The sequence below is a fragment of the Mycobacterium sp. NGS66 genome (assembly GCF_059812225.1).
Genome location: NZ_JCALCG010000013.1, coordinates 77,245 through 89,840, shown reverse-complemented (window position 1 = coordinate 89,840; position 12,596 = coordinate 77,245). Strand labels below are relative to the sequence as shown.

The following is a 12,596-nucleotide window of genomic DNA, read 5'->3' as shown; positions in this document are numbered from 1 at the left end:
AGTGCCGGTGGGACAACTGGCGGTGTGACTCCCATCATCGACTCGGACCAGCACCTCTACGAGAGCCGAACCCTGTGGGCCGATCACATCGAGCCCGCTGCACGCGACGATGCGCTCAGCCTCGTCGACGACGAACTCGGCTACACCTGGCTCAGCTGGCACGGCGTCCATCTCGCCCTCGCCGACGTCCACCTTCCCGGCAACACCGCGTCCTGCGGGGAACACCGCAACCGTCAACGGGCCGGCAAACCCCCGTCCTACGGGTACGACGAAGCGTTGCCGGCCGCCTACTGGGAACCCGCGTCGCGGCTTCGCTGGCTGGACGAAGCCGGACTCGACGAGGCGGTCGTGTTCCCAAATTTCGGCCTGCTCTGGGAGCGCCGGCTGTCGCCGTCGCTACCGGCGATGACCGCCAACATGACCGCGTGGAACCGATGGTGCGCAGCCGTGCAAGCCGACGGAGCTGGACGGCTGCATCCCGTCGCACATCTGACGTTGCGCGACCCGGAATGGCTTGAGGCCGAGCTGAATACGCTGGCCGACGCCGGAGTCAGACTGGCCATGATCGGCGCCGGCCCGGTGGACGGCCGGGAACTGTCGCACCCGCAGCACGACCGGATCTGGTCGGCATTCGTCGACCACGCCGTCACGCCGGTGTTCCATGTCGCCGATCAGGTGCGCGTCTTCGACGATTGCTGGTATCCGGACGACCAAAGGGGTGACTTGGCGGCTACCACCGAAGCGGTATTTCTCTGGGTGCCGCCCGCACTGGCGTTGTCCGACCTGATCCTGCACGGAGTTTTCGACCGTCATCCAGGTCTGCGCTTTGGCGTGGTCGAGCTCAGCTCCGCGTGGGTGCCACAGTTTCTCATGATGTTGGACGGTGCATCCGCCTTCACCTCCATGCTCAACGGCGAGCCGGTGGCCAAACTGTCCCGACGCCCGAGTGAGTACTTTCTCGACCATGTCCGGGTGTCCTCCTTCTCGTACGAGAACCCCAAGCAGCTGGCCAAGATGACCGGCGACGTGTTCATGTTCTGCAGCGACTATCCACACTCCGAGGGAACCGCGACGCCGCTGGCTGACTATCGGCAAATGGGTTGCGAGGCAGAACAAATGCCCGGACTCTTCCACACCAACGTCGACTCGTTGCTCAACCGATAGCCGGGCGGCATATCCGCTGGTGCGGCTTGATAGCCCGGATTTGTCGTACCCAACTGTCATGATGCGGGTATGTCTTCGACCGCTTCGGCTGGCGCCGCGAAATTGCTTCCTGGTGAGCGGCTTGATGCGTTGTTTGAGGAGCTGGCGGAGTTGACCGGTCAGCGCAATGCGATTGATGGGCGCATTGTGCAGATCATCGCGCAGGTGGATCGCGAGCAGTTGTGGGGGTCGACCGGGGTGCGGTCGGTGCCGGCGTTGGTGGCCTGGAAGACCGGGGTGTCGTTGGCCAACGCCCACACCATCGCCGCGGTGGCCGATCGGCTGGAGGAGTTTCCGCGCTGCGTGGCGGGCCTGGTCGAGGGTCGGCTGTCGCTGGATCAGGTCGGGCTGATCGCGCAGCGCGCCGCCGAGGGATCCGATGAGCACTATGCCCAGCTGGCCGCGGTGGCCACGGTCAGCCAGTTGCGCACCGCGCTGAAGTTGGCACCGCGACCCGCGCCCGAGCCGCGCCCCGACGAGCCGGAACGCTCGATCGTCAAGACCGGCGATGAGCGGTCCACATCGTGGCGGATCAAACTTCCGCCCCTCGATGCCGCGAAATTCGACGCGGCCCTGGCCTCGCATCGGGATGCGCTCATAGCGCAGTGGAAACGCGACCACGGCGAGGCTCAGCCCCGCGGCGAATCGGATCAGCGGCCGCCGTTGCCGACCACCGCCGATGCGTTCATGAGTCTGGTCGAGGCCGGGTGGGACACCGAGGCGGCGCGTCGCCCCCATGGCCAGCACACCACCGTGGTGGTGCATCTGGACGTCAAAGAGCGACTCGCCGCGCTGCATCTAGGTCCGCTGCTTTCCGACGCCGATCGCCACTATCTGACCTGCGATGCCACCGCCGAGGTGTGGTTCGAACGCGACGGACACGTCATCGGCGCCGGGCGCAGCACCCGCCAGATCAACCGGCGGCTGCGCCGCGCGCTCGAGCACCGCCATCCCAGCTGCGCGGTTCCCGGCTGCGGAGCCACCCGCGGGCTGCACGCCCACCACATCCGGCATTGGGAAGACGGCGGGAAAACCGACCTGGACAACCTCATCCTGGTCTGCCCGTACCACCATCGGCTACACCACCGCGGCCTGATCACCATCACCGGACCCGCCGACGCTCTGGTCGTCACCGACAGCGACGGCCGAACCCTGACCAACGCCTCACTAGCCCGACCACCCACCCAACCCCCGCCCAACGTCCCACCGTGTCCCGGACCCACCGGCGAACGCGCCGACTGGTGGTGGTACGACCCATACCAACCACCACCACCGGCCAACAACTAGGCCGGGCCTAGAACTCCTTAGGCGGCGGGCTCGGGTGTGCGCACGGTCACGAAAAACCCGCGCAGCGCATCCGCCATCCGCGCCCGGACCGGCGCACCCGAGATGATCACGTCGACCATCCCTATCGACTGATGGATGTGGCCACGCGCGCGGACGTGCTCCGTCGGGACCCCGGCAGCATCGAGCGCAGCGGCGTATGCCTCGCCGTCGTCGCGCAGCGGGTCGAACTCGGCGGTCACCACGATCGCCGGCGGCAGCCCCGATAGATCAACAGCACGCAAGGGTGCGACACGTGGATCGGCCCGATCCGCCGCATCGACGTAGTGGTCGTAGAACCACCGCATCATCGGCGTGGTCAGGCCGTAACCGTCCGCATTCTCGATGAAGGATGCACTCGTCGTGTCGCCGGACGTCGTCGGCGTCAACAACGCCTGCCCGACGATGTTCGGCCCACCCAGGTCTCGCGCCAGCTGGCATACCACCGCCGCGAGCCCACCGCCGGCACTCCAGCCACACACCGCGAGTTGTCCCGGCCTGCCGCCCAGCGCGTCGGCATTGTCGGCAACCCACTGCACCGCCGCCATGGCGTCACCTACCGCCGCCGGGAACCGGTGCTCGGGCGCGTGGCGGTAGTCCGCCGAGACGACCACCGCGTCGCTGCGCACGCAAAGGTCGCGGCACAGCGGGTCATCCGAGATGGCGTCGCCCAGAACGTAGCCGCCGGCATGGAAGTACACGACGATCGGATGCGGGCCCGGAGTCGACGGCCGATAGAGCCGGTATGCCAAATCGCCTGCGGCGCCGGGCAATAGGCCGTCGAAGATCTCGCCGACCTCCGGCCCCGGCGGGCGAACCGTTGCCATCTGGTTGTATTGGGCGCGGGCCTCCGCCACCGACATCGATTCCATTGGCGGCAGATTCATCGCAGCCACCTCGTTGAGGAACATCTCGACGTCGGGTTGCAACCGGCGCACCACTCCGTCGTTGCATTGTGAGCCGCCGGGTCCGGACAGCGTGAAGCCCAGATAGTCGCGCGCGACCACCTCCTGACAACTGAGCTGGTAGAAGTCGAGGCCGGCACAGTAGGGCAGGAAATACCGTGGCTTGCCTGGCACATTGGCGCCCATGTACCACGAGTTCGCGGTCGGGTACAGGGTGATGTCGGCGCAGTCGTTGACGTGTTGCGTCCATCCGGCCTCGGCCATTTCGGTGGGCTCGATGACATCGAAACCCGAGGCTTTCAGGTGATCGAGGCAGTCGAGCACCCAGTCCGCGTGTTGTTCGATCGACACGGCCATGTTCGACAGTACCGAGGGACTGCCGGGACCGGTGATGAGAAACAGGTTGGGAAATCCGGCCGTTGTCAACCCGAGATAGGTCCGCGGGCCCTCCGCCCATTTCTCCTTGAGCGCCAAGCTGTTTCGGCCCCTGATGTCGACAGCGGTGATTGCGCCGGTCACCGCGTCGAAACCGGTGGCGAACACGATTGCGTCGAAGGTGAACGACTCGTCGACGGTGTCGATACCCGTTTCGGTGACTTGTCGGATCGGATGTTTCCGGACGTTGACCAGGCGCACGTGCGGCAGGTTGTAGGTGGCGTAGTAATCCGTGTCCAGGCAAGGCCTTTTCGTTCCGATGGGGTGATCAGTGGGACACAGATCGGCCGCGGTCTGCGGGTCGTGGACGATGGACCGAATCTTGTTGCGGACGAACTCGGCGAACTCATGGTTGGCCGCTGGATTGGTCCCCACGTCGGAGAAAACGGTCAGCGTCTCAAACAATAAGCCGCTCTCCCAGGCGCGCTCATAGCGGGCTTGTCGCTCGGTCTCCGAGACGCTGAAAGTCGGGATGATGCTGCGGGCCATATTCGCGATACCGCCGAACGAAACCCGGGCCGCCGCACGGTATTCCGCCTCGTTCGCCAGCTGCGCGAGCTTCTCGGGCGACAACGGACCATTGCGCGCCGGGATGGAGAAATTCGGAGTACGCTGAAATACCACCAGCTCTCCCGCTTCCCGCGCAATCATCGGAATCGATTGCACCCCAGAAGATCCCGTACCGATGACCGCTACCCGCTTGCCGGTGAAGTCGACCGGTTCCCGTGGCCACCGGCTGGTGAAGTAAACATCACCGGTGAACCGCTCGAGTCCGTCGACCTCGGCGGGCTTGGGCATGGACAGACAGCCGGTGGCCATCACGACGAAACGGGCGGTGACGTCGTCGCCGCGGTCGGTGCACACCCGCCACCTCGACGCATCGTCGTCCCAGGCTGCACCCTGGACTCGCGTCGAGAAGGTGATGTGGCGCCGCAGGTCGTGCTTGTCGGCGACATGGTTCAGGTAGCGGAGGATCTCGGGCTGGGTGGCGTACTTCTCCGTCCATTGCCAGTCCCGGCGCCAGTCCGGATCGAAGCTGTACATGTAGTCCACGCTGGGCACGTCGACCCGGGCACCGGGATACCGGTTCCAGTACCAGGTACCGCCAAGGTCGTCGCCCGCCTCGAATACACGCAGGCGGTATCCGGCTCTGCCGAGGCGGTAGGCAAGATACAGACCGGCAATGCCGGCGCCTACGACGATGACGTCGACGTCCGGCGTCGACCTGTCTGTACTGGCGGGATCGCTCATCAATCGATCATCGCGCTGCGCCGGGCGGTTGTCCTGAGTACGGCAATACTCGATTGCCATGGACCCGGCAATACGCCGATCATTGGGCCTGGATCAGCTGGCCGGCGCGCAGGCGCTGTGGTGACGGCATCGCGGGAACGATCAGCTGCACGGCCGTCGGGGCCGTTATCTTTGCCAGCACATTGCTCGGAATGAGGTGCACCTGGGACGTTTCGATCTCCAGGTGCAGGCCGGTCTGCCGTTCGGACACCGCCTCGACGGAGACGACCTTGCCCACCTCGACAGGCTTGCCGGCTTCGGACCCCAGCAACGTCACCGGGGCGTTCTTGTTCATCACCAGACCGGCCTGCGACGACACCACGGTCACCGGCGTGGTGTCGATGAAATTGCGGTGGCACGCACCAACGCCGAGGGCGACCAGCACCACGATCGCGACAAGCCGTGCCGGTATTGCACCAGTCGTCATGACATCGCCTCCGCCCATTTCATGTGGCCGTGGGTCATGAGGGTATTCGCGCTGACCGTGGCTATCGTGGTGACATGCGGGCCGAGTACTTCGACGTACTGATCGTCGGCGCCGGGTTTTCGGGCATCGGCGCCGCTTACCGCATCCATGAGCGCAACCCGTGGCTGAGCTATGCGGTGCTGGAACGCCGCGGGCGACTTGGCGGGACGTGGGACCTGTTCCGCTATCCGGGCGTCCGTTCCGACAGCGATATCTACACTCTGTGCTTTCCGTGGGAGCCGTGGACCCGAGACGAGATGATCGTCGAGGGTGATCAGATCTGGCAGTACCTGGACGAGACCGCGCGCAAGCATCACATCGACAAGCACATTCGACTCAACACCTACGTGCGGTCCGCAGACTGGGATTCCGATACCGACACCTGGACAGTTCACACCCGGCAGGACGGCGCCGAGAAGACCTACCGGTGCCGGTTCCTGTTCTTCGGGACTGGCTACTACGACTACGACAATCCCTATTACCCGACGTTTCCGGGAATCGAGGACTTCGCCGGGAACGTGATACATCCGCAGCACTGGCCGGAATCATTCGACTACACGGGAAAGCGGATCGTGGTCATCGGCAGCGGCGCGACGGCGGTCAGCCTCATCCCGACGTTGGCCAAAAAAGCGGCGCACGTGACGATGCTGCAGCGCACGCCGTCCTACATGATGTCTGCGCCGAAGGTGGAGCCGACGGCCAATGCAATACGGAAAGCGTTGCCGCTGCGGCTCGCTCACTGGATCGTCCGCTGGCGCAACGCGTTTGTCGCTCAGCTCATGTGGGTCGTCGCGCGGAAGGCCCCGAAGTTCAGTAAACGGCTGCTGCGTCGGATCGCGGAGCGCAATCTGCCCGAGAACTTTCCGATCGACACCCACTTTGCGCCGCCATACGACCCGTGGGATCAGCGCCTGTGCTTCATCGTGGACGCCGATTTGTACAAGGCGATCGGTGACGGCAGCGTCGAAATGGTCACCGACCACATCGACCACGTCGATGTCACCGGTATCGCACTGAACTCTGGCCGGCGTATCGACGCCGACGTGATTATCGCTGCGACGGGGCTGCAATTGCAGGCGCTAGGGGGCATCGCCGTCAGCGTCGACGGCAAGAAGATCGACCCCCACGAGCACTTCCTATACAAGCGGCACATGTTCTCCGGCGTTCCTAATATGGCCTGGAGCTTCGGCTACATCAATGCATCGTGGACGCTGGGCGCCGACCTGACAGCGCAGTCTGTCGCAAAACTGTTGCAGTACATGAACTCTCACGGTTACACCCACGCATACCCGCACCTGGGTGAAACGGAGATGCCCGAGCAGCCGACATTCCACCTGGAGTCGGGTTACGTGCAGCGTGGCCGGCATGTACATCCCAAATCCGGGACCCGCAGGCCGTGGAAGGTCAGCCACAACTTCTTGAGCGACGCGCTCATTCGGCCCTTCGATCGCGTCGACGACTCGATGGTGTTCGGCCGCGCCCATGACGGTCAAGTGCGAGAGATTGAGGCGACGCGCTCGGTTAGTGGGTGAATCCCGTCAATGCGTGCTATCGCCGGCGGTATCGGATTCCGCAATCAGATGTCACCCCCGGCGGTGCTGATGTGACGCCTGTGACCGCAGAACCACGGCGTTGACACCGGCCAAAAACTGACCATAGTCAACAGGTATGGCGCTGCTGCCGGATCCCGATCCTCGGCAGCGCCAGCACGTCGTCTCGGTCGACGACCACGTCATCGAGCCACCGGACCAGTTCACCGGGTCTCGATGAGGCGCCTGTTCGGGTTAGCCAGCGCGGTGCTGGTCGCGGCCGGAATCGGGGCATGCGCCTCGCACCGCACGACGTCTCCGTCGGGGACCGGATCCGCGGCGCCACCGTCCTGGGTGGAGGACGCGATCAGCTTCCGGGTGGGCGAAATGACGGTTTACGGCACGTTCCGTCACCCGACCGGCCAGGGCCGCCCGGTGCCCGGCGGTCTGCTGATCGCCGGTAGCGGGCCGACGGATCGCAACGGGGACTCAGCGATCATGCCCGGCCGAATCGACAGTCTGCGCAACGTCGCTAAAGCCTTGTCCGACAACGGCGTCGCCAGCTTGCGGTACGACAAGCTCGGCACCGGCGAGACCGGCCTCGGACCTTACGCGACCGACCCGGCAAGGCTCGATCTGGCGGTGTTTCAAGATGAAACGAAAGCAGCACTCGAGTTCCTGGCCGGCCAATCCGGCGTCGACCGCGGTCATCTGATGGTGATCGGCCACAGCGAGGGCGCCCTGTACGCGCTGTTGTTGGCCACCGGCGCGCTGCCGGTGCGGGCGCTGGGTTTGCTGGAACCGCAGAGCCGTCGCATCCTCGACCACGTATCCCTGCAGGCGCACGCGCAGGCCGACGCCGCTGTCAAGGCCCGACAGCTCACCGCGGCGCAGGCCGCCGAAAGCACAGCGGCGATCGACCGGGCCATTGCGGAGTTCCGCGCCACCGGAAACGTCCCATCCGACGAACCCCCTGGCCTCACGCCGATCATCAACGCCGTCAATGCCCGGTTTCTTCAGCAGGAAGATGCGATCGATCCGGCCGACGTGGCCGCCAAGCTGCCCCGCGGCATGCCGGTCCTGGTCACCTGCAGTGACGCGGACACCCAGGTCAGCTGCGACGACGTCGACCACCTGATGTCCGGCCTGGCCAATGCCCGCACCGATTACGTGCACCTGACCGGCGTGAGTCATGTCCTCAAGGAGGATTCGAGCCGAATACCGGGCAACTACACCAAGCCGCTGCCGTTCTCTACTCAACTCGCCACCGCACTGGCGTCGTTCGTCAAACAGAACCTCGCGTGAAACGTTGGCGATGGGTGTGAATCGTTGGCGTTGAAAGTGAAACCCGGGCGGGAAAATCGCCCAGAACCCGCCCTCGCTTCACCCTGAAACCCGTGGCTTCACAACCAAAGCCGTGCTTTCACACTCGACCGCCCGGAACGCCCGACAGATAACCGGTCTGGTTCACCAGCCGCACCGATGATGCTCCGTCGGAATAGAATTCGGCGATACTGAGCGACGCCAGGTCGAGGTGCAGCCGATAGAGGATGCCCGGGCCGGCGTCCAGCGCGAGCCGCAGCAGCATCTTGATCGGCGTGACGTGTGATACCACCAGTACGGTCGCACCCTGGTACGCGTCCATGATCCGTACGCGGGCGCGCTGCACCCGCACCAGCGCGGCGTCGAAGCTTTCCCCGCCGGGCGGCTCCGTGCTGGTGTCCCGCAGCCAGCGACGATGCAGCTCCGGATCGCGTTCCGCGGCCTCGGCGAACGTCAGCCCTTCCCAGGCGCCGAAGTCGGTCTCGATCAAATCGTCGTCGACGGTCACGTCCAGGCCGAGCGCCTTGGCCGCCGTCGCGGCGGTGTCGTAAGCGCGTTGCAACGGCGAGGAAATCACCGCGGCGATGCCGCCGCGCGCCGCCAGATAGCGCGCGGCGGCCTGGGCCTGCTGCCGTCCCAGTTCGGTGAGCGCGGGGTTGCCGCGTCCCGAGTAGCGGCGTTGCACCGACAGCTCGGTCTGCCCATGCCGCAACAGCAGCAACCTGGTCGGTGTTCCCCGAGCACCGGTCCATCCCGGCGGCGCAGCGGTGCTCGCCGGTTCAGCCACCGGGACCGCAGTATCGCCGGCCAGGGTTGCGGCGGCGTCCATCGCCTCGTTCGCCAACCGGTCGGCGTGCGAGTTGCGCTCCCGCGGAATCCACGTGTAGCTGATCCGGTCGAATCGCGATGCCAACGCCTGCGCCTGCGCATAAAGCGCCGCCAGCTCGGGATGCTTGACTTTCCACCGCCCGGACATTTGCTCCACGACCAGTTTGGAGTCCATGAAGACCGCTGCCTCGGTGGCACCCAGCTGCACGGCGTCGCCCAAACCCGCCAGCAGGCCGCGGTATTCGGCCACGTTGTTGGTCGCGCGGCCGATGGCCTCTTTCGTCTCGGCCAGCACGGCGCTGCCGTCCGCACTCCGTACCACCGCGCCGTATCCCGCCGGCCCGGGGTTGCCGCGCGATCCCCCGTCGGCCTCGATGACCACCTTCACTGCTGAAATTCCTTGACCCGCAGCAGGATAGCGCCACATTCCGGGCATCGAACCACGTCGTCTTCGGCGGCCGCGGTGATGCGGGCCAGCTCGCCGCGGCCGATCTCGATCCGGCACGCACCGCAGCGATGTCCCTGCAACCGGCCGGCACCCGGTCCGCCTCGGGCACGTTGGCGTTCGTAAAGGGCGGAAAGGGCGGGGTCCAGCGCCGCCGTCAGCTGGTCGCGTCGCGACGAATGTTGCTGGCGGGCTTGGTCGATATCGGCGACCACGGCGTCGAGCGCCTGCTGGGCGCCGGCCAGGTCGGCCTGCAGCGCCTCGAGCGCCGCCAGCTCGGCGGCCAGCTGCTCCTGTAGCTCTTCGCGGTGCTCCATCACCTCCAGCAGGGAATCTTCCAGGCTGGTCTGACGGCGTTGCAAGGTCTCCAGCTCGTGCTGTAGATCCCCCAATTGCTTGGCGTCCGTAGCGCCGGACTTGAGCAGCAGCCGGTCCCGGTCTTCGCGCTGACGCACCGCGTCGATCTCGGCCTCGAAGCGTGCCACCTGAGCGTCCAAGTCCTCCAACGCGATTCGCATGGCGCCCAGCCGATCGCTGGCTGCGGCATGTTCGGCGCGCAACCGCTCGAACGCCTCCCGCTGCGGCAGATGGCTGGCGCGGTGCTCGATGCGGGACAGCTCAGCATCCAGCTCTGTCAATTCCAACAGCGAACGTTGCTGCGCTACTTCAGCTTTCATCGGCTTCCCACCTCAAGTTCCACGGGTCGGTGCGAATGGTGCTCACCCGCACCGGCAGTGCATCACCGAACTTCTGCCGCAGCAGGTCGGCGGCCTGGCCGCACCATGGGAACTCGCTTGCCCAGTGCGCGACGTCGATCAGCGCGACCTCCGAAGACCGTAGATGCTCGTCGGCCGGATGGTGCCGCAGATCGGACGTGACGTAGGCCTGGACATCGGCGCCGGCCGCGGCTCGCAGCAGCGAGTCACCGGCACCGCCGCACACCGCAACCCGAGATACCGGCATGTCGGGGTCTCCCCCGGCGCGCACTCCCCAGGACGTCTTAGGCAGCGCGGCATGTACCCGGGACACGAAGGCGCGCAATGGTTCTGGCTGCGAGAGGGTACCGATGCGACCAAGTCCGGCGCCGGACGGCGGCGGCACCAGGGCGTAGATGTCGAACGCCGGCTCCTCGTACGGATGCGCGGCGCGCATCGCCGACAGGACCGCCGCCCGCGCCCGCGCCGGTGCAACCACTTCGAACCGGTCTTCGGCGACCCGCTCGACGGCGCCGACGCTGCCGATCGCCGGCGACGCCCCCTCCTGCGGCAGGAACTGCCCGATGCCGCTGACGCTCCAGCTGCAGTGCGAATAGTCGCCGATGTGACCGGCGCCGGCCTCGAAGACGGCCTCCTGGACGGCTTCGGTGTTCTCGCGAGGCACGTAGATGACCCACTTGTCCAGGTCGTCCCCGCCCGACGACGGCTCCAGCGGCCCTTCGACGGTCAGGCCGAGCGCGGCCGCCAGCGCGTCGGACACGCCGGGCGACGCCGAGTCGGCGTTGGTGTGGGCAGTGAAAAGTGAACGGCCGGAACGGATCAGGCGGTGTATCAACGCCCCCTTGGCGGTGCTGGCCGCGACGGTGTCGACGCCGCGCAGCAACAGCGGGTGATGGGCCAGCAGCAGGCCGCCGGCGGGAACTTCGTCGACCACCGCCGCCGTCGCGTCCACCGCGACGGTCACCGAGTCCAGCACGTCGTCGGGGTCACCGCACACCAGGCCCACCGAATCCCACGACTCGGCGAGCCGAGGCGGGTATGCCTCGTCGAGCACGTCGATGACCTCGGCCAGCCGCACGCTCATCGCGGCTCGCCGGTGATCGCATCCTCGATGCCGCGGGCCAGCAGCGGCCACTCCGGGCGCACCGCCGCCCGCAGATACCGCTCGTCCAGGCCGACGAACGTGTCGCAGCGGCGGACGGCAATACCCTTGTCATGCAGGGCTTTTCGTATCGTCTCGGCGCCCGGCAGGCTGAACAGGAGGAACGGAGCGCGGCCGTCGACCACGTCGGCACCCACCGATGCCAGACCGGCCGCCATCTGGTCTCGCAACGCGGCCAGTCGCACCGCATCGTTCGCGGCGTGGGCGACCGCTTCGGCGGCCGAACACGCCGCTATCGCCGTGAGTTGCAGCGTGCCCAGCGGCCAGTGCGCGCGTCGCGCGGCCAGTCGGGAAAGCACCTGCGGCGCGCCGAGGGCGTAGCCCACCCGCAGCCCGGCCAGCGACCACGTCTTGGTCAGGCTGCGCAGCACCAGCACGTCGGGTAGCGAATCGCCGGCCAGCGATTCGGGCTCGCCGGGAACCGAGTCGGCGAACGCCTCGTCGACCACCACGATGCGCCCGGGCCGTCGCAGCCTGAGCACCTGCTCGCGGGTGTGCAGCACCGCGGTCGGGTTGGTCGGATTGCCGACCACCACGAGGTCGGCATCTTCTGGCACATCCGCGTCGGCCAGGCGGAACGGTGGCCGCAGCACCACCTGGTGCACCGGTATCCCCGCCGCGGTCAGCGCCAGCGTCGGCTCGGTGAACGACGGCGCGATGATGGCCGCCCGCGCCGGGGCCAGGTTGGGCAACAGCGCGAACCCTTCGGCCGCCCCGGCCAGTGGCAGGACCTCGTCACGAGAACGGCCATGCCGCTCGGCAACCGCGTCGCAGGCCTCGCTGACGTCCCCGGCGCTGGGATAGCGCGCCAAGTCCGGCAGCCGCGCCGCCAGCCGTTGCAGCAGCCATTGCGGCGGTTGGATATCGCGGACGTTGACGGCGAAGTCCAGCATGCCCGGCATGACGGCCTGATCGCCGTGGTAGCGCAGACTCGCCATCCCCGCAACATTAGTGCGCCGCCGCGGGGCATT

Annotated in this window: 10 protein-coding genes; 4 read left to right on the top strand and 6 right to left on the bottom strand. The window is 66.6% G+C overall.

Annotated features, from left to right (window positions below):
- The first annotated feature begins 24 nt into the window (after window positions 1-24).
- Together AC5Y2L_RS21560 and AC5Y2L_RS21555 are read left to right on the top strand one after the other, a co-directional pair.
- On the top strand, window positions 25-1,164 hold the full coding sequence (locus AC5Y2L_RS21560) for an amidohydrolase family protein (protein ID WP_499931804.1): 1,140 nt from the start codon (window positions 25-27) through the stop codon (window positions 1,162-1,164).
- 69 nt (window positions 1,165-1,233) lie between these two features.
- Window positions 1,234-2,490 carry an HNH endonuclease signature motif containing protein gene (locus tag AC5Y2L_RS21555; RefSeq protein ID WP_499931806.1) on the top strand — a complete coding sequence of 419 codons (1,257 nt, stop codon included), beginning with the start codon at window positions 1,234-1,236 and terminating at the stop codon, window positions 2,488-2,490.
- A 17-nt stretch (window positions 2,491-2,507) separates the two neighbouring features.
- Here the strand turns inward: AC5Y2L_RS21555 and AC5Y2L_RS21550 are convergent, their stop codons facing one another.
- Together AC5Y2L_RS21550 and AC5Y2L_RS21545 are read right to left on the bottom strand one after the other, a co-directional pair.
- Window positions 2,508-5,117: a flavin-containing monooxygenase gene (locus AC5Y2L_RS21550; protein WP_499931810.1), complete on the bottom strand. Its 2,610-nt coding sequence runs from the start codon at window positions 5,115-5,117 to the stop codon at window positions 2,508-2,510.
- Between the two features lie 79 nt (window positions 5,118-5,196).
- Window positions 5,197-5,583 (bottom strand): Mce/MlaD family protein, encoded by a 387-nt coding sequence (locus tag AC5Y2L_RS21545; protein ID WP_499931813.1) that lies wholly within the window; start codon window positions 5,581-5,583, stop codon window positions 5,197-5,199.
- Window positions 5,584-5,657: 74 nt separating this feature from the next.
- Between AC5Y2L_RS21545 and AC5Y2L_RS21540 the strand changes: the two genes are divergently transcribed.
- On the top strand, window positions 5,658-7,154 hold the full coding sequence (locus AC5Y2L_RS21540) for a flavin-containing monooxygenase (RefSeq protein ID WP_499931817.1): 1,497 nt from the start codon (window positions 5,658-5,660) through the stop codon (window positions 7,152-7,154).
- A 234-nt stretch (window positions 7,155-7,388) separates the two neighbouring features.
- Window positions 7,389-8,456 carry an alpha/beta hydrolase gene (locus AC5Y2L_RS21535; protein WP_499931820.1) on the top strand — a complete coding sequence of 356 codons (1,068 nt, stop codon included), beginning with the start codon at window positions 7,389-7,391 and terminating at the stop codon, window positions 8,454-8,456.
- A 118-nt stretch (window positions 8,457-8,574) separates the two neighbouring features.
- Here the strand turns inward: AC5Y2L_RS21535 and AC5Y2L_RS21530 are convergent, their stop codons facing one another.
- Genes AC5Y2L_RS21530 through cobC form a run of 4 tightly spaced genes read right to left on the bottom strand, consistent with a single transcriptional unit; the run spans window position 8,575 to window position 12,563 of the window.
- Window positions 8,575-9,690, bottom strand: a complete 1,116-nt coding sequence (locus tag AC5Y2L_RS21530) for a bifunctional RNase H/acid phosphatase (RefSeq protein WP_499931822.1) — start codon at window positions 9,688-9,690, stop codon at window positions 8,575-8,577.
- On the bottom strand, window positions 9,687-10,424 hold the full coding sequence (locus tag AC5Y2L_RS21525; RefSeq protein ID WP_499931825.1) for a zinc ribbon domain-containing protein: 738 nt from the start codon (window positions 10,422-10,424) through the stop codon (window positions 9,687-9,689). Before AC5Y2L_RS21525 ends, AC5Y2L_RS21530 begins: the two co-directional genes overlap by 4 nt.
- Window positions 10,414-11,547, bottom strand: a complete 1,134-nt coding sequence (locus AC5Y2L_RS21520) for a Nif3-like dinuclear metal center hexameric protein (protein WP_499931828.1) — start codon at window positions 11,545-11,547, stop codon at window positions 10,414-10,416. Before AC5Y2L_RS21520 ends, AC5Y2L_RS21525 begins: the two co-directional genes overlap by 11 nt.
- Entirely contained in the window at window positions 11,544-12,563 is a 1,020-nt protein-coding gene (gene cobC / locus AC5Y2L_RS21515; protein ID WP_499931831.1) for an Rv2231c family histidinol phosphate aminotransferase CobC, read from the bottom strand. The genes AC5Y2L_RS21520 and cobC overlap by 4 nt, the downstream gene beginning before the upstream one ends.
- Window positions 12,564-12,596 lie beyond the last annotated feature (33 nt).